Source organism: Providencia sp. PROV116 (genome assembly GCF_028482485.1).
Classification (GTDB): domain Bacteria; phylum Pseudomonadota; class Gammaproteobacteria; order Enterobacterales; family Enterobacteriaceae; genus Providencia; species Providencia rettgeri.
Genome location: NZ_JAMPQO010000015.1, coordinates 144,742 through 164,517, shown reverse-complemented (window position 1 = coordinate 164,517; position 19,776 = coordinate 144,742). Strand labels below are relative to the sequence as shown.

Below are 19,776 nucleotides of genomic sequence, written 5' to 3'. Positions count from 1 at the left end.
TGAGGCATTTGATTGTTGAATTTAATTCAATAATCTGGCTTTTTTGTGCGTGCGAGCATTCTTTTTTAGCGTTTTTTGATGATTTATGGCTATTTTGTGGTCCAAATTGTGTGATTTTTTTTGTTAATTAAAATCGAAAATCATGATTTACTCAGTTCTGTGATAGACATCAAATTGGAAGTTTTTAATTTGTTAAATTTGTAATTTTATTGTTCGTGTCTGTATCGAATGTTAATACTTGGTTTGCCTATTTAATTCAATAATATTAGGTATTTCGAATATTAATAGTGACTTTAAAGGTAGGGTTTTTACTTGGGGAAAATGCATATCAAATTTAATCTATTCCAGTTGTTAATAATTCTGTTAAGCTATAAAAATATGCTCGAAAAATAATCTGATTTTTATGTTATTGAATTTTATTCACATAAAAACATGATTTGTATAAATTTTAAACATTTTTGGCGGTGGGTATGAACTCAATTTTTACGGAAGAAAACTTACTGACTTACACAACAGCAGCGAAGTTTGCGAGTTTTAGTAAAGCAGCGGAAGAGTTAGGCGTGACCACCTCTGCGGTGAGTTATACCATCAAACGTATTGAAACCTATTTAGATGTCGCGTTATTTATTCGTAATACCCGTAATATTGAACTCACAGAAGCAGGGTATTATTTTTATCGCAAAGCAACCGACTTGCTCAATAATTTCCATTCCATTCAAAAAAGTATTTATTCTATTGAGCAGGGGATTGAAGCGCGGCTACGTATTTGTATTAATCAGTTATTATATACGCCGTATCATACCGCTAAGTTATTACAAATATTAAAAAAACAGTTTGCTACCTGCCACATCACTGTGACAACCGAGGTGTATAATGGGGTTTGGGATGCCATTATTAATAACCATGCAGATATTGCGATTGGCGCTCCGGGTACGTTGATGGATGGCGGCGGAATTGACTACACTGAAATTGGTGCGATTCACTGGCAATTTGCTATCGCAGCAACTCACCCATTGGCACTGATGCCAGAGCCCATCGCTGAGAGCCAGCTACGCCTTTATCCCAATATTATGGTGGAAGATACCGCGCATACCATTAATAAGCGGGTGGGTTGGTTGTTACATGGGCAAGAAGCAATTCAAGTTCCTGATTTTAATACTAAATGCCAGTGTCAGATATTAGGTGAAGGGATTGGGTTTTTACCCGATTATATGATCAAAGACCATGTTAAACATGGTTTGTTGGTAACAAAACAAATTCAGAACCCACGACAAGATTCCCATATGCTATTAGCCACACAACATTCAGCTACTGGACTTGTGACGCAGTGGATCCGCAAAGAATTTGGCGAAAAAGGGGTTCTAGCAGAGCTCTACAGCGATCTCCTAAAACCCATCAATTAGTCTTATTGGCTAGCGACATCAAGGGCTTTATCGATAGCATCGGGGATCACAGAACCGTGGTTTTTGCCGTCGAATAACGCGAATTCACAGTACCTTTGGTGATTTGTAATCTCAGTGCAAACTTGGCGTGTGCTAATCCAACTTTTGCGTGCTTGGTAATTTTGCACTTGTTCGGCGCTCAGTTTGGATAAATCAGGGCTCTCTTCTAAACCGCCTAAAGTCACAAATAGGGGGGAAGCCGCTTGTTTAGCTGTCAGTTTCGCTAAATCTACCATACTTCCTTTACCCCACCATAATGACGGGCTGGCAGAAACATAAAACTGAAAATCATCCGGTTGTTGTTGGTACGCCATCAAGGTAAATAATCCACCAAATGAATGGCCAAATAGGGTTTGCTTACTTTTATCAATAGGAAACTGTTTTTCTACCCATGGGCGAATAGTGTCAGTTAAAAATTGGTATAGCGCAGGGGAACCGCCCCCTTGTTTAAAATCGTCACCCGCAACAGGGGGAGTATAGTCGTAGGTTCGCCATGCTTTTGGAAAGGCTTCGTCAATGGGGTAACCAATCCCAATAATAATCGGTAGTTTATCCGCTGGCAGCTTTTCAACTGCGCGATTAACCGCTTTGGGGTATAAACCATTACCATCAAGCATATACAGGATAGGGCGTTGTGTGGTGACATTATAGGGCACAGCACTGTAAATGCGCAGCGCACGGTCGCCGTAAGTCATATCCGTTTGTTGGATATCATAAAATTGGCTGACTTGCTCGTCCATACTCGGGATAGTCTGGCTTGGGCGGGAAAATGCGGAACTGGTCATACACAGCAATATGCCACTTAATATGATTTTATTCATTTATTGAGTCTATTTAAAGGTTTTGAGGGTATACCTGAAACAGGCACACCCTCAGAGTTAATTAGAAGCTAACGTTAACGTTCGCCCAATAACGGCGTCCGTCTTCAACATCCCAGTTTCCATCAACTTTATCAATTTTAGGTCCTTTTTCATTACCAATATTTAGCACTGCAAAGTTCAGTTTGGTGTTTTTAAATAATTGGTAGGTTGCACCCACATCCATGGTGGTATAGCCACTACGATAGCGAGGTACTTTTGAGCCATTACGTTGTGCTGCCCACACCTGTTTTCCTTCATAATGCGCACGTGTGTATAAGGTTAGGTCTTCATTGAAGTTCCAATCCAATTTCGCATTAGCGATATGTTTTGGTGTTTTATCCAATGGATAGCCTTTTAAGGAAAGACCATTGCCTAATTTCTCATCATCACTTTTACGTTCTGAATCGGTGTATGTGTAATTTAGGTTGAGGTTCCAATCCTGTGCGATAGGAATGCCCGTTGCAACTTCAACACCTTTGATGTTCGCTTTACCCACATTGTCGTAGGTATATAACGTGAGATTAGGGTGGTTAGGATCGGCTTGATTAAGTGAGTAGCTAGTTAGCTTGTTTTTGAAGTCGGTATTAAAGAAGGTTAAGCTCGCATTAAAGCCAGATTCATGGTTATAGGCAATACTGATTTCTTCACTAACACTTTTTTCCGGTTTGAGGTCTGGATTACCGTAGATAATCCCGTTACCACCTTGGGTAGAGGTGCCATAGCCTTTACTGATTTCACGTAATGTAGGTGCGCGGAAAGCTGAAGAAACGCCCCCTTTAATGGTGATTTCATCGGTTAGGTAGTAAACAGCATAACCCCTTGGGTTCCAATGGTTACCATAGGTTTCGTGGTGATCTAAACGTAGGCCACCCGTTAAGATCAGATCATCTGTTGCGGTAAACTCATTTTCCACAAACAGTGCTGATTGATCGACTGACATACTGGTTTTTTCCATTACGCCTTTTGAAACCAAAGAGCTGTCTTTCAATTTAGAGTACTGATATTGCCCACCAACGGTTAGGATATTGTCCGGCAGGAAAGCCACCACTTTCCCATCAACAACGGTATTGGTGATTTCTGGTACGCGAGCCTCATAGCCGCCTTCCCAATGGCCTGTAGTTTGATTACGGTCTTGGGATTTTATTTTACGTTTGGTTTTTTCTTGGTAAACACTTAGCTCAGTATTAAAAGAATCCCACTCACCTTTATAAGTCAGAGCTGCATGGTTACGGTCGTTATGCCACTCTTCTTTAGAGTTATATTGCTTGTCTCCACCACGAATTTCATATTCAGCACCAGATTTACCTGGTGTCGATGTTTTCTCTTGAGTACTACGACCTGCTTCTAGTAAGAAGGTTTGGTTCTCTTGTGGTGTAAAGGTTAATTTAGCTGTTAAGCTGCGGTTATCACGCTGATGATGACCTTCTAAGATTTTATCTTCCTGACGGTAGTTACCACCACCATATAATTGCAGACCAAGTTTATCTTGAATTAATGGGCCAGACAGATAGAAGTTACCGTCAGTCGAGTTACCGCTATCACTGTTTTCTTGGATAATAGCCCCAGTGGTGACGCTGCCATGCCATTCATTAGTCACTTTTTTAGTGATGATATTGATAACACCACCCATTGCATCGGAACCATACAGGGAGGACATAGGTCCACGGATCACTTCGATGCGTTCAATCGCTTCGACAGGTGGCATAAAGCCTGCTTCAAAGCCACCGCTCCCATTTGGACGTGATTCACGGCTGTTTTGACGGCGCCCATCGACCAATATCAGCGTGTATTCGCCGGGTAAGCCACGGATATTAATATCTTGTTTGTTTGCAGCACCAACGACACTTACCCCTTCCACGTCTTTAACGGCGTCGGCGAGGTCACGGACAGGTTTATTTTGTAATTGGTCTGCACTGATCACGGTCACGCTAGCAGGAGCATCACGCAGTTGTTGCGAGAAGCCTGATGCACTGACGACCATGGTATCTGTTTTATTGTCTGCTGCTGTAGCGCTAAATGAAGATAAAGCCGCACAAACACCGGCGGCAATCAGGGTGTAGTGATATTGCGAAGTCATAGTTATCCCTAGTAAATATAAATGAGAATGATAATTATATTGTTTGCGAATATTATCACTAAAACATATCAAAAATAAATAATGAGCTAGCTAATTTATGAGCAATATTTGATCTCAGCTAAGAATTTTCACCTACGGTGTTTTCCCCTTTTACGATTTTTGTCAAGCTTAACGAAAAATTAAGGTTTAACTCTGGTTTATGGTGTTTGGTTGTGCGTGAATTTACTCTAGCGCTAGCATCTACTAGGGAAATTTGAGTTATATGAAACATACATTCAAAATTAGCCTGTATCCTTGGGGATAACCTCGTTAACCTAATGAATAATATTAAGTACTGGTAAAGAGATAAAAGCTGCCCGAAAGGCCAGCAATTACCAACGTACTTCGTTACTCTATTAAGCACCGTATTGAGTTTATTAATGTTGTATTGATGAGGACAAAAATGAAAATCGAGACAATCAGTGGTATTAAAAAGCAAGCGGCAGCCCGCGATAAAAAATGAAAACTCCAAGTTAAGAAATCATAAATATGATCTAATAAATAGAAATATTTAATCAAAAAAAGAATATCAATAATTGAGTGACGGAATTTTTATCATAATAAATATCATTTGAACTATTTCATTAATTTTTATCGTTAATCTAATTAAGAATGAATTTCATTGTTTTGATAATAAACATTAATCTAATGTTGAACTCTGATTCCCTTTAATTATTTGTTTTATATCAATGAATTAATTTTTTTGTTGGAATTAATTTAATTGTAAATTATTAACTATTGCTTTATTACATATACTTCGTAAATATAGAGGGAGAATTAATATTGATTTCAGACCTTGAGAGTTATTATGAGTCAAGAAACCCATTCAGAAACACATAATCAAAAAACGACTAATGAAAAACGTAGAACAATATGGATAGTGATAGCCACAATAATTATCATTCTATTATTTGTCGCCTACGGTGTTTATTGGTTTTTAGTTTTACGCTTTCAAGAATATACCGATGATGCTTATGTATCTGGCTTACAGATCCCGATAATTGCGCAAACAACAGGTAATGTCACTCAAGTTAACTTTGAAAATACTGACTTGGTAAAGGCGGGGGATGTACTGGTTGTATTGGATAAAACGAATGCGCAATTGGCATTTGAACAAGCCAAACATGATTTAGCGACCACCGTACGCAAAACCAAAGAACTGTATATCAATGGTGATGAGTATCAAGCGCAAATTCAAAAAAATCGTGTGACACTTGCGCAAGCGCAAAAAGATTATCAACGTCGTGTAGCTTTAGGCCGCAGTGGTACCATTTCGAAGGAAGACCTGCAGCACGCCCAAGAAGCTGTGCAACTTGCGCAGGCGGCTCTGGATATTTCTATTCAACAATATAATGCCAACCGCGCATTGTTGCGTAATACGGAGCTCAAAAAACAACCTGCAATTCAGCAAGCAGCTGATAGCGTACGCAGTGCGTGGATAAACTTACAACGTACTGAAATTAAAAGCCCAATGACGGGATATGTTTCACGGCGTAATGTTCAAGTCGGCTCTCAAGTCAGTCCGCAAAGTTCTTTAATGGCGATCGTGCCTGTTCAGCCTGTTTGGGTTGATGCGAACTTCAAAGAAACCCAATTAGAAAAAGTCCGTATTGGGCAACCCGTGACTATTAACAGTGATTTTTACGGGGCAGATATTGTTTATAACGGTACCGTGGTTGGGCTTGATATGGGAACTGGTAGTGCTTTCTCATTATTGCCTGCCCAAAACGCGACAGGGAACTGGATTAAAGTCGTACAGCGTTTGCCTGTACGTGTTGAATTAGACCCAGAGCAGGTGGCAAAACACCCGTTACGCATTGGGTTATCCATGAATGTCACTATCGATATTAAAGATCAAAATGGCCCTGTTTTAGCGGAAGTACAGCGTACAGTACCTGCATTTGAAAGTGATGTGTTGGTCTTAAACTTAAGTGATGTCGACCACATCATCGACACTATTATCAGCGATAACGCAGACTAGCTTGAAAGGAGCCGTTGTGGCAGATATTCAACCACTTAAGGGTGCAAAACTGGTATGGGCAACCATTGCGTTGTCCCTTGCGACCTTCATGCAGGTGCTTGATTCCACGATTGCTAACGTGGCTATCCCGACGATTGCAGGTGACCTTGGGGTTTCTATGTCTCAAGGGACATGGGTAATTACCTCGTTTGGCGTATCGAATGCAATTTCTATCGCGATTTCAGGTTACTTGGCGAAGCGCTTTGGTGAAATTCGTGTTTTCTTATGGGCAACGGCGCTTTTCACCTTATTTTCATTACTTTGTGGCTTTTCCGATAGCCTGGGTATGCTAATTTTATACCGCGTATTGCAAGGTGCCGTCGCAGGGCCGGTGATCCCACTTTCGCAAAGCCTTATCATGCGTTGCTACCCACCAAAAATGCAAAACATGGCGTTAGCGTTTTGGTCGATGACCATTATTTTAGCCCCTGTATTCGGTCCTATTTTTGGTGGTTATATTAGTGATAATTTCCATTGGGGCTGGATATTCTTTATGAATGTGCCTTTGGGAATTTTTGTCATTATAGTTGGCTCTATTATCTTCAAAGGGATGGAGTCCAAGGTCGTGAAAGTGCCATTCAATGTGATTGGCTTGGCGCTGCTTTCTGTGGGAGTGGGTTGCTTACAAGTTTTGCTCGACAAAGGTAAGGAACTGGGATGGTTGGCATCTAATGAAATTGTCATCTTAGCCGTTGTTTCAGCTATTGCGTTGGTATTCCTCGTGATTTGGGAACTCACAGATAAAAACCCAATTGTCGAATTATCGTTATTTAAATCGCGCAATTTTACCATCGGGACGATTTCTGTCAGTTTGGCATATATGGCTTATTTCGGCGCTATTGTCTTGTTGCCGCAACTTTTGCAGGAAGTTTATGGCTATACGGCAACATGGGCTGGGCTCGCATTGGCGCCTATAGGCTTATTGCCTGTGTTGTTTTCGGCTCCAGTAGCAAAATTATCCGATTTTCTTGATATCCGCTGGATAGTGACCTTTAGCTTTGTATTTTATGCGATTTGTTTCTTCTGGCGTGCATATACTTTTGAACCGAGCATGGGCTTTTCTGCTGTTGTTTGGCCGCAATTGGTGCAAGGAATGGCAGTAGCTTGCTTCTTTATGCCACTGACCACATTAACCCTTTCAGGTTTACCGCCTGAAAAACTCGCTTCGGCATCGAGTTTGGCTAACTTTTTCCGTACCTTAGCGGGTTCAATAGGGACTTCTATTACCACAACGCTGTGGAGTGATAGAGAAGCCGTTCACCATAGTCAATTAACGGAATTTATTACCGATTATAACCCTGAATCCTTAGGGATGTATAAAGAAATGGCAGCCCATGGATTGAGTACCGAACAGACTTCTGGTTTTATTGCTCAGCAAATTACGAGCCAAGGATTAATTATTGCTGCAAATGAAATTTTCTGGTTATGCGGTTGGGTATTTATTGCGCTGATTATTACTGTTTGGTTTGCTAAACCGCCATTTGGTAGCAAAGCGAAATAATGGATGGGGCTAAGTATTTTAGCCCCATCTAGCTTATAGCTGGGATTTAGGAATAACATTCTCAAAACTCAAGACAGGCCGGTTCGTTTCGACTTCTTTGAGGGGCTCGACTTCTTTAAAGGTGTTTAAGCAGCGCGTGACTAAGTCTTGATAATCTTTGGTTCCGCTGGTTTTCCATGCAATTTCCTTTTCTGATAAGGTGCGAAGGACTTTTGCAGGTGTACCCACGATAAGACTATTATCGGCGAAAATTGCCTCGGCTTTGATGAAGGCACAAGCACCGACGATAGAGTTCTCGCCAATAACGGCCCCGTCCATAATCACACTGTTCATCCCGACTAAGACATTATGCTTGATATGGCAGCCATGTAAGATAGCTCCATGGCCTATATGACCATTTTCTTCGATAATTGTGTCAAATTGCGGGAAGCCATGCATCACACAGTTATCTTGTACATTGGCGCCATCTTTAATGATTAAACGACCAAAATCTCCACGTAAGCTGGCGTTTGGGCCAATGTAAACATTTTTGCCAATAATAACATCACCAATCACCACAGCAGTAGGGTGCACAAAACTTTCAGGACTGACGACGGGCGTAATACCATCGATTTGATAAAAGGGCATACAGGCTCCTGTAATGTGTATTTAGGCGGCTATATCTCTGAGTACTCCACCAAAGCGGCGATAATAAGCGCTGGATGGCTGAGGAAGTTCGCCAACAGTGGTTTCGCATTGTTCAGAAACATATTGGGTTGCCGCTTGATCAATGCGTTGATAAATGTTGGTACAAAGATGGCGTGCAATATGGCCTTCCCATTGTGCAGGAAGGAGTTCATCTGGTAATAACGGGTCTTTAAGCGTGACACGGCGGTAGAAATGGATCAGCAGTAAACGTAGCTGAAAGCAGTGTTCAGGGGAAATCTGTGTGTCAGTATTTTCTTTAAGGAGTAATGCAAGTGGCCTAAATAAGGAAATAAACTGATGATAATGTTCTGAAATATCTTGCAAAGACCAAGCATGAGAAACCAGTTCTTTGAGATTTTTTTCTGAGCGGCTATAGGGGTAATCCGCGTGAAAATAGATGGCATTTTCAGTGGCATTGAGTTCATTGAGTAGTGTCGGTACATCACTTTGGGCACAACTGGGTGCTGCCATGAGTGACGTATTAAATTGCCCGAAACCGAGCCAACTCAGTTCCTTTTTTAATCTGACCTTTTCGTCTTTATCCGCCGTTTCAAGGAGGAGTAAATCCCATTTTCCATCCCAATCAGGCTGCCCGGCTAGATAAATTTTATTTTCTGCACGGCGAAAGCGACTTTGCCCGCGCTCAGAAATACGGTAATAGCTGCGACGACCAATTTTTTCGACATCAAGCCAACCTTCTTTTTGTAAGCGAAAAACGGAAGTTCGGACAAAGCGGTCAGTAAAGCCCATGGGTTCTAACAGCTTAGTCAAGCTTCCTAACCACACTTCACCACCACGATGATGCAAAGCATCACCATAGAGTGAGCTAATTAGAGACGTCCCACTAATGGGTTGGCTTGCTATTGCATGTTGTATGAATTGGTTAAGTTTATTTTCCATTTATATTTTATCTATAAAATTTATGTATCAGAAGGCTTACTAAATAGTAGACATAAATTTAAAGGTTGTCTTCCATTACCTGTTTTAACACTTTCTCAGAGATTAAGGCATATCAGAGTAGTTCATTCCAATATGCCTTAATAATTTGAATTAAATCGCAATTCTAGTATCAATTACCCGTTCAGCTTTGCCTTGAGAGCGTGGAATATCACCGCAATTTACAATACTAATACGGGTGCTAATACCTACCATCGATTTGATTCGATGCTTTAAATGGTGGCAGATATTACAGCGTTCATCATAAGTGAGCTGTTCAGGGTGTTTGAGCTCAACACGAACAGATAAGTTGTCCATATTGCCTTGGCGACCAATTTCTAATTGGTAATGAGGGGAAAGCTCCTTAAATTGCATAATTTGTTCTTCAATTTGAGAAGGAAACACATTCACGCCACGAATGATCATCATGTCATCGGAACGTCCGGTAATTTTACCAATTCGACGCATGTTACGATTGACCCCCTGCATCAGGTGGGTAAGGTCACGTGTTCGGTAACGAATAACAGGCATGGCTTCTTTTGTCAGGGTAGTAAACACTAACTCACCATGCTCACCCGCCCCTAATGGTTTTAAGGTATTGGGGGAAATAATTTCTGGATAAAAATGGTCTTCCCAGATAGTGGGGCCACTCTCTCCTGAGTCTGCGCACTCCATAGCAACGCCAGGCCCCATCACTTCAGATAAACCGTAAATGTCTAATGCTTTGATACCCAGACGGGTTTCAATTTCTGTTCTGAGGGATTCAGTCCAAGGTTCAGCACCAAAGACACCTAACCTAAGTGAGCACTTACTAGCATCTCCGCCCATGATCTTTTCGAGCTCATCAATAATACTCAAGCAGTAAGAGGGCGTTACCATAATCACATCGGGTTTGAAATCAGCGATCAGTTGTGCTTGTTTTTCAGTTTGCCCACCTGACATAGGAATAACTGCGGCTCCTAGGCGTTCTGCACCATAGTGAGCCCCTAGCCCTCCGGTGAATAAACCATAGCCGTAAGCAACGTGGACTTTATCACCTCGGACAGTGCCAGCAGAACGTAAACTACGCGCAATCAGGTCAGCCCAGTTATCGATATCTCGCTGGGTGTAACCGACCACAGTTGGGCGCCCAGTCGTTCCTGAAGAGGCATGAATACGGATGATTTGGTCCATTGGCACAGCAAAGGTGCTAAATGGGTAGTTTTCACGTAAATCCTGTTTGGTCGTGTAAGGAAATTTTTCGATATCGCTGAGTTGTTTGAAATCGTCAGGATGAACCCCTGCATCATCGAATTTCTTGCGATACATCGGGACATTTTCATAGGCGTGAGTGAGTGTCCACTTCATTCGAGAGTACTGTAAAGACTCGATCTCATCTCGCGATGCAAATTCAATTGGGTCGATGCTATCTTGTATATTGCTCATAATTGCCTGTCCTCATAATTATTATGGTTACCAGTTCACGCTAATGCATGACGTTTCTGGTATTTGCCTGAGCAGGTGTCGGGTTTTCAGGCTGTTTTTATTTGTATTAAGACGTTGTTCAGACTCGTTCAATAATCATTGCGATCCCTTGGCCAACCCCGATACACATGGTGCATAATGCATAACGACCTTGTCTGCGGTGTAGTTCATTGATAGCGGCAATAACAAGCCTTGCTCCACTCATTCCAAGTGGATGGCCTAGTGAAATTGCCCCTCCGTTTGGGTTAACGTGTGAGGCATCATCAGGTAAACCAAGCTCCCTTAAAACGGCGAGTGCTTGCGCGGCAAAGGCTTCGTTTAGTTCAATAACATCCATTTGTTCGATGGTGAGCCCTGCCATTTTTAATACTTTTTGCGAGGCAGGGAGTGGACCGATCCCCATCAATCTTGGCTCAACGCCACAAGTGGCTGTAGCGATGATACGAGCCCGCGGTGTTAACCCTTGTTGTTTGGCGATAGTGTCGGATGCGATAATCAGTGCGGCGGCTCCGTCATTAACACCGGAAGCATTACCAGCCGTTACAGTCCCGTTATCGCGAAATGGGGTTTTTAGTTTTTGTAATTGTTCAAATGTCGTTTCTGCTCTTGGATGCTCGTCTTCACTGACGACGTATTCATTTTTACGTTGTTTAACCGTTACAGGAATGATTTCTTGCGCAAAAATACCGTTAACTTTGGCAGTTTCGGTGCGTTGTTGGCTGCGTAATGCAAAAGCATCTTGGTCTTCACGGCTAATTTGGTAAGTTTCTGCCACATTTTCCGCAGTTTCTGGCATCGAATCTGTGGAAAACTGTTGTTCCATCAATGGGTTGATAAACCGCCAGCCAATAGTGGTATCAAAGACTTGCGCTTGACGAGAAAATGCAGATTCTGGTTTACCCATCACAAACGGCGCTCGGCTCATGGATTCGACGCCTCCGGCAATCATGAGCCCAGACTCACCAGCTTTGATACTTCTTGCCGCTAATGCTATGGCGTCTAGCCCAGAACCACATAGGCGGTTAATGGTGGTACCAGAAACAGAAACAGGGAGCCCAGATAACAGCCCCGCCATACGTGCTACATTACGGTTGTCTTCTCCCGCTTGGTTTGCGCAACCTAAAATGATGTCGTCAGTTAATGACCAATCAAGTTGCGGGTGCCTTTCCATTAAGGCTTTTAATGGAACAGTGGCAAGGTCATCAGGGCGTAATGATGATAAAGCACCACCATAGCGGCCAATTGGAGTGCGGACACCATCACAAATAAACGCATCTATCATGATTGTTCTCCTGTTAAACGATGGCCTAACCGATGAGAACGACCGTGGAACAGCGCAAGCGTTTTACCATCTTGGTTAGTTATCTCGACTTCATATAAACCGTTACGTTTACCTTGGTGTTTCATCGTGGCGGTCGCGGTAAGCAGGTCACCTTCAAAACCGGGACGAATAAAATCAATGGAGCACATGGAAGCAACGGCAGCATGCCCTTGGCTATTACAGGCGTAGGCAAACGCGGTGTCGGCAAGGCTAAATAATTGCCCTCCGTGGCAGGTTTTATGGCCATTAAGCATCTGTGCTGTGATCGGCATTTTCAATTGCGCAAAACCTTCCTCGACTTTTTCAATGGACATACCCATCGCTTTTGCGCATGCATCATCACGGTACATAATGTGAGCTGATTGCTGAGCCAGCGTAATGTTTGGCAATGAAATCATGGTAGCTCCTTGAAAGTTAAAGATTGATAACCTGCGGCTAATTGCCTTAAAAGTGGGTTTGGCCGATAACGACTGTCGCCATAAAACTGAGTCAAATTTTCAAGTACTGACAGCACACGTTGCCAGCCTAGCTGCCTACCCCAAGCGAGTGGGCCTTTAGGGTAATTCACGCCAAAACACATGGCATTATCGGTATCTAATGCCGTTGCAATTCCTTTATTGACGATATCTAACGCTTCATTGCATAGCATCGCGACTGTCCTCATGGTTAACAGCGCTGGGTAGTCTGGTAATACAATTACGTGTTTACCTAATGATTGAAAAAACGCGATAGCTTGCTGGTTTTGTTGCGCATTATTTTGCAATGCACAGCTTAACGTGATGGTTGTTGCGGTAAGGTAATTTACCGATAAGTCAAAATGCACGACGGCTTGTTTTTGTGTTTGCGCATGTGACGATGTCAATTCACCATTTGTTAACATAATAATAACGTCATTAACAATAAGTGTCGGGGATTGATCAGAATGTTGTGTTAATCCTTCGAGAGAGATCCCATTTTCAGTTAAAAGCTGCGCGAACTCAGGAAATATCTGCCAGTTGCCATGCGCTTTTATATTTTGGGGCTGCTCAAGGTAAATTTTTTCTGCAATTGAGGGTAAAGGTTGAGGTTTATTATCATCATAATGATAAAACCCTTGCTTCGATTTACGGCCTAAATGGCCTGCTTGGACTAATTCCAATTGCATTAATGAGGTTTGAAAGCGTGGGTCATAACCGAAGGCCTGAAATACTGATTCAGTCACCGCATAGTTTACATCATGGCCAATTAAATCAGTTAGTTGTAGTGGGCCCATGGCAAAACCCCCAGCGTCACGTATTGCGCTGTCTAATGTGGCAGGAGACGCAATTTGTTCTTCAAGGGCACGCATTGTTTCGGCGTAGAAAGGCCGAGCCACTCGGTTGACAATAAAACCGGGGGTGGAACGGCAAATTACGGGGATTTTTCCAAATGATAAAGTCAGGACTTTTAACTGTTCAATGACGGTGTTAGATGTTTCTAGCCCTCGAACGATTTCAACTAATTTCATCACGGGGGCAGGGTTAAAAAAGTGCAGGCCTGCAAGACGCTCGGGGTGTGTTAGCTGCCGCCCAATAGCAGTAATCGATAATGAAGATGTATTACTGGCAAATAGCGTATTTTTGCTGCAAATCGCTTCTAATTCACTAAAAATTGCCTGTTTTATTTCCAGCTTTTCAGCAACAGCTTCAATGACTAATTGCGCATCCGACAGTGCCGAGAGGCTTTTTACCACTGCGATTTTTGTGATAATCGCCTCCGTGACCTCTAGTTTTGCTTTCCCTTGCTCAACACGTTTGCGTAAACGTTGGGTCATCGTTGATAAACTACGGCTTAACACATCTTGGTTCACATCAAACAGTAAGACGGATAACCCCGCTGTTGCTGCCACTTGTGCAATGCCAATCCCCATGGTTCCAGCGCCAATTACCGCGATGGTGTTGATAGTATGATTCAAAGGTAATGTCATGGTTAGCATCCTTTGAACAGGGGTTCACGTTTATTTAAAAAAGCATTGACCCCTTCGCGATAATCCTCACTTCGACCGCCAAGGCGTTGTAAGTCACGCTCAAGGTTGAGTTGCTCATCGAGAGTATTGGTTGCCGCGGCATAAATGGCCTTTTTGATAAGCCCTAAACCATAAGTCGGTTGGGTTGCAAGGTGTTGTGCGAGCTGTTGAGTGGTATTAATGAGTTCTTCATTTTCAGTGACCTGCCAAATCATTCCCCACTGTAATGCTTGCTCCGCACTTATTTTATCGCCTAATAATGCCATCCCCATTGCCCGTGCATGGCCTGCTAATTGAGGTAAAAACCAGCTTCCTCCTGAGTCAGGAACCAAGCCAAGGCGGCAAAAAGATTGAATAAAACTGGCATTTTTTGCGGCAATGACAATATCGCCTGCGAGTGCAATGGCGGCGCCTGCACCTGCGGCCACACCATTGACCGCGCAAATAATCGGTTTCGGTAATGCGGTTAGGCGGCGGATCAAGGGGTTATAGTAAGTTTCAACGGAGAATCCGAGATCAGGAGCGTCACTGCCCACGCTCACATTGCGATCATTTAGATCTTGTCCGGCACAAAATCCACGGCCTGCACCGGTGATCACTAAACAGCGTACGGTTTCATCGCGTTCCGCTATTTTGATAGCCTCACTGAGTTGGCGATGCATCTCATCATTAAAGCTATTCAGCCTATCAGGGCGGTTGAGAGTGATGGTGAGAACCCCATTTTCTAACGTAGTGAGGATCATTGCTTCATTATTCATGATTATTGTCCTGTAAATTGAGGTTTTCGTTTTTCGAAGAATGCCTCGATCCCTTCACGTCGATCGTTGGTACCCGCTAAAGTCACAAAATATTGGCGCTCAAGTTGTAACCCCTCGGTAAGATGGTTTTCTTGAGAATGCACCAGTGATGCTTTTGCGGCTTGTACGGCTAAAGGCGCATGCATTGCGATGTGCTCTGCCAGCTTTTGGGCGCGTTCTAGCACCAATTCATCCACACAAATTTCACTGATTAACCCTGCTTGCAACGCATGTTTAGCACTGATTGGTTCACCTGTTAGTACCATTTGCATGGCGAGGGATTTGCCCACGGCACGAATTAAACGCTGTGTCCCCCCGGCTCCGGGCATTAAACCCAGAGTAATTTCGGGTAAACCGAAACGAGCTGATTCACCAGCAATAATGATGTCGCTGGCGAGTAATAATTCAAAACCTGCACCCAGTGCATAACCATTCACAGCACTAATAATGGGTTTTGATATCGCGGATAACCTGTGCCAAACTTGGGGGCGTTTATCGGTGATCGCATTAGCAACAGTTTGTTGCTGTAGTTCTTTAAGATCGGCTCCTGCAGCGAAAAAACGCGGATTTCCGGTGATCACGATCGCACCAATCTCATCATTGATTTGCGCTTGCTCGAGGTGCTGAACCAGCAATTCTAAACAGGCGGTGCTCAGGGCATTACGTACTTCTGGGCGGTTTAACGTCAGAGTCAAAACCCGGTTATGTTGTTGTGATAAAATCCAATGGTTTTCCATTACAGTTCCTACACGTCAAAGTCTAAAACAACGCCATCGCCTTTTGGCCACGCTTGGCAGCTAAGAATGTACCCAGCCGCGATTTGGTCGGGCTCAAGGCTGTAATTGACCCCCATTTCCACTTCACCAGAACGCAATTTACATTTGCAGGTTGCGCAAACGCCGCCTTTACAGGCGTAGGGTAAATCCGCGCCTTGGCGCAGTGCGGCATCCAAAATACTGTCGTCTTGGCTATCCATGGCGATGTCCATGGTTCTACCATCGAGGTGAATACTGACTTGGCGTGTTTCGCTAGTCATGGCGGTTACGGGTTTGAATTTAGTGCCTGAAGTATTGAAACGCTCGGTGTGAACATATTCTTTAGGCATGCCATAACCGACTAAAGTGTCGTGAACCTCATCCATCATGCTGTCGGGCCCACAAATAAATGCTCGGTCAAATTGCTTAAAATTCAATAAGGTGTTATTTAAGGCTCTGAGTTGTTGTTGGTTAATTCTACCGCTGAGTAGCTCGCTATCTTGCTGTTCTTGGCTGAACAGGTAGAGAACTTGGAAGCGTGTTGCAAAACGATTTTTTAGGTCTGAAATGCTCTCTTTAAACATCACTGAGCGACTATTTCGATTACCATAAATCAGTACAAAACTGCTTTTTGGCTCAGTTTGTAATGTGGCTTTAATGATGGAGAGCAATGGCGTGATCCCAGAGCCAGCAGCGACGGCAAGGTAATGTGCATGGGTATCTGCTGCGGGTTGGTAACCAAATTGCCCCTGTGGAACCATCACATCAAGGCTATCGCCAACTCGTAACTCTTGGTTAACGAAATTAGAGAAACGCCCTTCGTAAATCGCTTTCACCCCAATTTTTAGCGTGTTTTCATCCGGTGAGCTGCAAATGGAATAACAGCGGCGTAGGTTTTCGCCATTGATAGAGGCTTTTAATGTCAGGTGTTGCCCTGGGCGGTAATGATATTGCTCTCGTAATGTATCTGGTACGTTAAAAGTAATGGCGACAGCTTCAGGGGTGTCACGCTCAATGGCAGCAATACTTAAACGATGAAATACAGTCATATGGGTGCCCCTAAATACATTTAAAGTAATCAAACGGTTCTAAGCATTCAGTGCATCGATACAATGCCTTACATGCAGTGGAACCAAATTCACTAATTTTTTCGGTCTGCTCGCTGTCACAACGTGGGCAACGAACCGCGCCTTTGTGTTCTGGGTGCTCGCAGGACGTACCTTGCGGAGGTGCGATACCAAATTCACGCAAGCGTCTTTTCGCATCTTGGTTCATCCAATCCGTTGTCCAAGCGGGTGTTAACAGAATTTCGATGTCGATATTTGGAAAACCGGCATTACCGAGAACAGTTTTGATTTCATTGATTAAAAATTCAGTTGCTGGGCAACCTGAATAGGTAGGTGTAAAAATAACTTTCCAGCCCTGAGCTGCCGGCAACACGTTGCGGATCATGCCAAGATCAGTAATAGAGAGTGCGGGTAGTTCAGGATCGGGTATTTGGTGGAGCTGCTGCCAGATCTGGTGAACCTGGGGCGATTGAAGCTCGCGATGTTGCAGTCTCTGTTCCATAACATCACCACTGGCAGTTCGGGTAAGCGCGTTGCACAAACTGCAATTGCGTTAATAACAAACCCAAGTGCTCAGTATGGCTGCCTTGCTTGCCGCCTAAGCGATACGCTTTTTTCTCTGGCACAGTGAGGGTCGCTTCAGTGAATGTTTCGTTAATGGTGTTTAACCATGCGGCTTGTAAAGAACGTGGGTCAACAGCGATGCCTAATTCGCTAAGTGCGATTTCAACGTCATCAGCATGGAAAAGTTCGCCAGTAAAACGCCATAACTCATTGACTGAACGTTGGATTCGTTGATGGCTTTCTTCACTGCCATCCCCTAAACGGACCATCCAGCCACGACTAAAACGCAAGTGATAAACGGCTTCTTTGAGGGACTTCTCAGCAATGGCAGACAGTTGTTCATCACGGCTATGAATTAGCGCTTCATATAATGGAACATGATATGCATCCATAAAAAATTGGCGCACTAAAGTGTCATCAAAGCCATTGTTGGGTTGTTCAACCAATAATAAATTGCTGAACTCTCGTTCATCGCGCAAGAAGGCAAGGGTGTCTTCATCGCATTCAGGCCCTTTTAATTGCGCGGCATAGTTTAAAAAGTTACGCGCTTGCCCTAGCAAATCTAAGCCGATATTGGATAACGCAAGGTCAATTTCGAGCTCAGGGGCATGGCCGCACCATTCGCACAGGCGCTGCGCTAAAATTAAGGGGGTATCGCCAAGTCGTAATGTGTAATCGTGGAGCTGTTGTTGTTGGTTCATGGCAAGCTCCTTACATATTCTTGATACCATCAGGGATGGTATAGAAGGTTGGGTGACGATAGACCTTGGTATCTGCAGGGTCGAAAAATGTGCTTTTATCTTCAGGTTGTGAGGCAATTAAATGTGCGGCTTTAACCACCCAAATTGAGCAGCCTTCACTGCGCCTTGTATACGCATCGCGGGCATTTTCTAGTGCCATTTGGTCATCAGCAGCATGTAAACTACCAACATGGCGATGCGCAAGCCCTTGCTTACTACGGACAAAAACTTCATATAAAGGCCAATCTTGATTGCTCATGGTGTTTTCCTTTTTGTAAAATGGTCAGTGATTAAGCCGCTGTTTTAACGGATTTTTGCTTGCGACTATGTGCCATTGCACCTTCACGTACCCATGCGCCGTCTTCCCACCCTTTGCGCTTAGCGCTAAGGCGTTCGTGATTACAAATGCCATTGCCTTTAATCACCTGATAAAACTCTTCCCAATCGATTTCACCAAAGCGGTAATGACCAAGTTCTTCATCCCAAACCAGATCAGGGTCAGGGATCGTCATACCTAACGCTTCCACTTGCGGAACGGTGTTATCAACAAATTTTTGCCGCAGCTCATCATTACTGAAGCGCTTAATTTTCCAAGCCATGCTTTGAGCGCTGTGCGGGGAGTCCGAATCATTTGGACCGAACATCGTGAGAACGGGCCACCAAAAGCGGTTTATCGCATCTTGCAGCATGGCTTTTTGCTCATCGGTGCCTTGTGCAAGCGCCATCACAGCTTCATAACCCTGGCGTTGGTGAAAACTTTCTTCTTTACAGATTTTCACCATCGCTCTGGCATAGGGACCATATGAGGCACGGCACAGTGCTACTTGGTTCACAATTGCCGCACCATCGACAAGCCATCCAACCACGCCTACATCAGCCCAACTTAATGTCGGGTAGTTAAAAATGGAGGAATATTTCATTTTTTCATCAAGTAACTTTTGGTAGATATCTTGACGAGAGCAACCGAGAGTTTCGGCTGCGCTATACAGGTATAAACCATGGCCTGCTTCATCTTGAATTTTGGCCAGTAAAATTGCTTTACGACGCAATGTCGGTGCTCGTGTAAGCCAATTCGCTTCTGGTAACATGCCGACGACTTCTGAATGGGCATGTTGGCCAATTTGGCGGATAAGGTTTTGCCGATACGCATCGGGCATCCAATCCTTGGGCTCGATGGAAATATCGGCTTCGATTTTGGCTTCGAAGTTAGCCTGATTTTGCTCGCTCATTGATTTTTCCATTAAATGATTCGCTAATGTTTATTTATATGAAAATAATGAATCATATTTATTTAACATCAATGCTAGGAAGTGTTAACAAAAAGATCAATGTTTATTAACCTTGTTTTGCGAGTGGCTTCACAATCAATAAAGTAAATTACAATAAAAACAATTAATTAAAATTATTGTTTTTTGTGTGGTTTTAATGGAAATAGGCATTTTATATAAAACTGTTCTTAATTTGTTAAATTTAAATTAGCTTCTATGCTTATTTTTATGATACATATTTGTTATCTAATTTG

Annotated in this window: 18 protein-coding genes; 3 read left to right on the top strand and 15 right to left on the bottom strand. The window is 43.3% G+C overall.

Translation table 11 applies throughout. From position 1 onward, the window contains the following. Window positions 1–470: 470 nt before the first annotated feature. On the top strand, window positions 471–1,403 hold the full coding sequence (locus tag PSE72_RS11715) for a LysR substrate-binding domain-containing protein (RefSeq protein ID WP_115166367.1): 933 nt from the start codon (window positions 471–473) through the stop codon (window positions 1,401–1,403). A gap of 2 nt (window positions 1,404–1,405) precedes the next feature. Here PSE72_RS11715 and PSE72_RS11710 read toward each other — a convergent pair whose 3' ends face one another. Both PSE72_RS11710 and PSE72_RS11705 read right to left on the bottom strand, forming a co-directional pair. Further along, the gene (locus PSE72_RS11710; protein ID WP_115166368.1) at window positions 1,406–2,263 is read right to left on the bottom strand and encodes an alpha/beta hydrolase; all 858 of its coding nucleotides are present in this window, start codon (window positions 2,261–2,263) and stop codon (window positions 1,406–1,408) included. A gap of 61 nt (window positions 2,264–2,324) precedes the next feature. After that, entirely contained in the window at window positions 2,325–4,379 is a 2,055-nt protein-coding gene (locus tag PSE72_RS11705) for a TonB-dependent receptor domain-containing protein (RefSeq protein WP_004266158.1), read from the bottom strand. Window positions 4,380–5,226: 847 nt separating this feature from the next. Between PSE72_RS11705 and emrA the strand changes: the two genes are divergently transcribed. Both emrA and PSE72_RS11695 read left to right on the top strand, forming a co-directional pair. Further along, window positions 5,227–6,399, top strand: coding sequence for a multidrug efflux MFS transporter periplasmic adaptor subunit EmrA (gene emrA, locus PSE72_RS11700; protein WP_109912360.1), 1,173 nt, complete (start codon window positions 5,227–5,229; stop codon window positions 6,397–6,399). Window positions 6,400–6,415: 16 nt separating this feature from the next. Continuing rightward, window positions 6,416–7,939, top strand: a complete 1,524-nt coding sequence (locus tag PSE72_RS11695) for a DHA2 family efflux MFS transporter permease subunit (RefSeq protein ID WP_109912362.1) — start codon at window positions 6,416–6,418, stop codon at window positions 7,937–7,939. Between the two features lie 33 nt (window positions 7,940–7,972). On the opposite strand, the gene paaY is transcribed toward PSE72_RS11695, so the two are convergent. The 13 genes from paaY to paaA all read right to left on the bottom strand — a co-directional run bounded on the left by paaY (window position 7,973) and on the right by paaA (window position 19,483). Then, the gene (gene paaY / locus PSE72_RS11690) at window positions 7,973–8,566 is read right to left on the bottom strand and encodes a phenylacetic acid degradation protein PaaY (protein WP_110731481.1); all 594 of its coding nucleotides are present in this window, start codon (window positions 8,564–8,566) and stop codon (window positions 7,973–7,975) included. Between the two features lie 21 nt (window positions 8,567–8,587). Next, on the bottom strand, window positions 8,588–9,526 hold the full coding sequence (gene paaX, locus PSE72_RS11685; RefSeq protein ID WP_004266155.1) for a phenylacetic acid degradation operon negative regulatory protein PaaX: 939 nt from the start codon (window positions 9,524–9,526) through the stop codon (window positions 8,588–8,590). Between the two features lie 150 nt (window positions 9,527–9,676). Continuing rightward, window positions 9,677–10,987, bottom strand: a complete 1,311-nt coding sequence (paaK, locus tag PSE72_RS11680; RefSeq protein ID WP_109912365.1) for a phenylacetate--CoA ligase PaaK — start codon at window positions 10,985–10,987, stop codon at window positions 9,677–9,679. Window positions 10,988–11,105: 118 nt separating this feature from the next. Next, window positions 11,106–12,308, bottom strand: coding sequence for a 3-oxoadipyl-CoA thiolase (gene pcaF / locus PSE72_RS11675; RefSeq protein ID WP_115166369.1), 1,203 nt, complete (start codon window positions 12,306–12,308; stop codon window positions 11,106–11,108). After that, complete coding sequence (paaI, locus tag PSE72_RS11670; RefSeq protein WP_004266152.1) at window positions 12,305–12,745, bottom strand: hydroxyphenylacetyl-CoA thioesterase PaaI; 441 nt, start codon at window positions 12,743–12,745, stop codon at window positions 12,305–12,307. Before paaI ends, pcaF begins: the two co-directional genes overlap by 4 nt. Next, entirely contained in the window at window positions 12,742–14,292 is a 1,551-nt protein-coding gene (locus PSE72_RS11665; protein ID WP_217007857.1) for a 3-hydroxyacyl-CoA dehydrogenase, read from the bottom strand. Before PSE72_RS11665 ends, paaI begins: the two co-directional genes overlap by 4 nt. 2 nt (window positions 14,293–14,294) lie before the next feature. Beyond that, window positions 14,295–15,089 carry a 2-(1,2-epoxy-1,2-dihydrophenyl)acetyl-CoA isomerase PaaG gene (gene paaG / locus PSE72_RS11660; protein WP_115166370.1) on the bottom strand — a complete coding sequence of 265 codons (795 nt, stop codon included), beginning with the start codon at window positions 15,087–15,089 and terminating at the stop codon, window positions 14,295–14,297. 2 nt (window positions 15,090–15,091) lie between these two features. Then, entirely contained in the window at window positions 15,092–15,865 is a 774-nt protein-coding gene (gene paaF / locus PSE72_RS11655; protein ID WP_115166371.1) for a 2,3-dehydroadipyl-CoA hydratase PaaF, read from the bottom strand. Window positions 15,866–15,873: 8 nt separating this feature from the next. Continuing rightward, on the bottom strand, window positions 15,874–16,932 hold the full coding sequence (gene paaE, locus PSE72_RS11650; RefSeq protein WP_115166372.1) for a 1,2-phenylacetyl-CoA epoxidase subunit PaaE: 1,059 nt from the start codon (window positions 16,930–16,932) through the stop codon (window positions 15,874–15,876). A gap of 10 nt (window positions 16,933–16,942) precedes the next feature. Then, the gene (gene paaD, locus PSE72_RS11645; RefSeq protein WP_109912376.1) at window positions 16,943–17,452 is read right to left on the bottom strand and encodes a 1,2-phenylacetyl-CoA epoxidase subunit PaaD; all 510 of its coding nucleotides are present in this window, start codon (window positions 17,450–17,452) and stop codon (window positions 16,943–16,945) included. Between the two features lie 4 nt (window positions 17,453–17,456). Next, entirely contained in the window at window positions 17,457–18,215 is a 759-nt protein-coding gene (gene paaC, locus PSE72_RS11640) for a 1,2-phenylacetyl-CoA epoxidase subunit PaaC (protein ID WP_004266145.1), read from the bottom strand. A 10-nt stretch (window positions 18,216–18,225) separates the two neighbouring features. Continuing rightward, window positions 18,226–18,513 carry a 1,2-phenylacetyl-CoA epoxidase subunit PaaB gene (paaB, locus tag PSE72_RS11635; RefSeq protein ID WP_004262911.1) on the bottom strand — a complete coding sequence of 96 codons (288 nt, stop codon included), beginning with the start codon at window positions 18,511–18,513 and terminating at the stop codon, window positions 18,226–18,228. Window positions 18,514–18,544: 31 nt separating this feature from the next. Continuing rightward, entirely contained in the window at window positions 18,545–19,483 is a 939-nt protein-coding gene (gene paaA / locus PSE72_RS11630; RefSeq protein ID WP_115166373.1) for a 1,2-phenylacetyl-CoA epoxidase subunit PaaA, read from the bottom strand. Between the last annotated feature and the right edge of the window lie 293 nt (window positions 19,484–19,776).

What these genes read in the sequence shown, in the direction of transcription:
- paaC (WP_004266145.1), bottom strand. Translation starts at nt 18,215, where the DNA reads ATGAACCAACAACAACAGCTCCACGATTACACATTACGACTTGGCGAT.
- emrA (WP_109912360.1), top strand. Translation starts at nt 5,227, where the DNA reads ATGAGTCAAGAAACCCATTCAGAAACACATAATCAAAAAACGACTAAT.
- paaB (WP_004262911.1), bottom strand. Translation starts at nt 18,513, where the DNA reads ATGAGCAATCAAGATTGGCCTTTATATGAAGTTTTTGTCCGTAGTAAG.
- paaK (WP_109912365.1), bottom strand. Translation starts at nt 10,987, where the DNA reads ATGAGCAATATACAAGATAGCATCGACCCAATTGAATTTGCATCGCGA.
- paaF (WP_115166371.1), bottom strand. Translation starts at nt 15,865, where the DNA reads ATGGAAAACCATTGGATTTTATCACAACAACATAACCGGGTTTTGACT.
- paaE (WP_115166372.1), bottom strand. Translation starts at nt 16,932, where the DNA reads ATGACTGTATTTCATCGTTTAAGTATTGCTGCCATTGAGCGTGACACC.
- paaX (WP_004266155.1), bottom strand. Translation starts at nt 9,526, where the DNA reads ATGGAAAATAAACTTAACCAATTCATACAACATGCAATAGCAAGCCAA.
- PSE72_RS11715 (WP_115166367.1), top strand. Translation starts at nt 471, where the DNA reads ATGAACTCAATTTTTACGGAAGAAAACTTACTGACTTACACAACAGCA.
- paaD (WP_109912376.1), bottom strand. Translation starts at nt 17,452, where the DNA reads ATGGAACAGAGACTGCAACATCGCGAGCTTCAATCGCCCCAGGTTCAC.
- paaG (WP_115166370.1), bottom strand. Translation starts at nt 15,089, where the DNA reads ATGAATAATGAAGCAATGATCCTCACTACGTTAGAAAATGGGGTTCTC.
- PSE72_RS11710 (WP_115166368.1), bottom strand. Translation starts at nt 2,263, where the DNA reads ATGAATAAAATCATATTAAGTGGCATATTGCTGTGTATGACCAGTTCC.
- paaI (WP_004266152.1), bottom strand. Translation starts at nt 12,745, where the DNA reads ATGATTTCATTGCCAAACATTACGCTGGCTCAGCAATCAGCTCACATT.
- paaY (WP_110731481.1), bottom strand. Translation starts at nt 8,566, where the DNA reads ATGCCCTTTTATCAAATCGATGGTATTACGCCCGTCGTCAGTCCTGAA.
- pcaF (WP_115166369.1), bottom strand. Translation starts at nt 12,308, where the DNA reads ATGATAGATGCGTTTATTTGTGATGGTGTCCGCACTCCAATTGGCCGC.
- paaA (WP_115166373.1), bottom strand. Translation starts at nt 19,483, where the DNA reads ATGAGCGAGCAAAATCAGGCTAACTTCGAAGCCAAAATCGAAGCCGAT.
- PSE72_RS11705 (WP_004266158.1), bottom strand. Translation starts at nt 4,379, where the DNA reads ATGACTTCGCAATATCACTACACCCTGATTGCCGCCGGTGTTTGTGCG.
- PSE72_RS11665 (WP_217007857.1), bottom strand. Translation starts at nt 14,292, where the DNA reads ATGACATTACCTTTGAATCATACTATCAACACCATCGCGGTAATTGGC.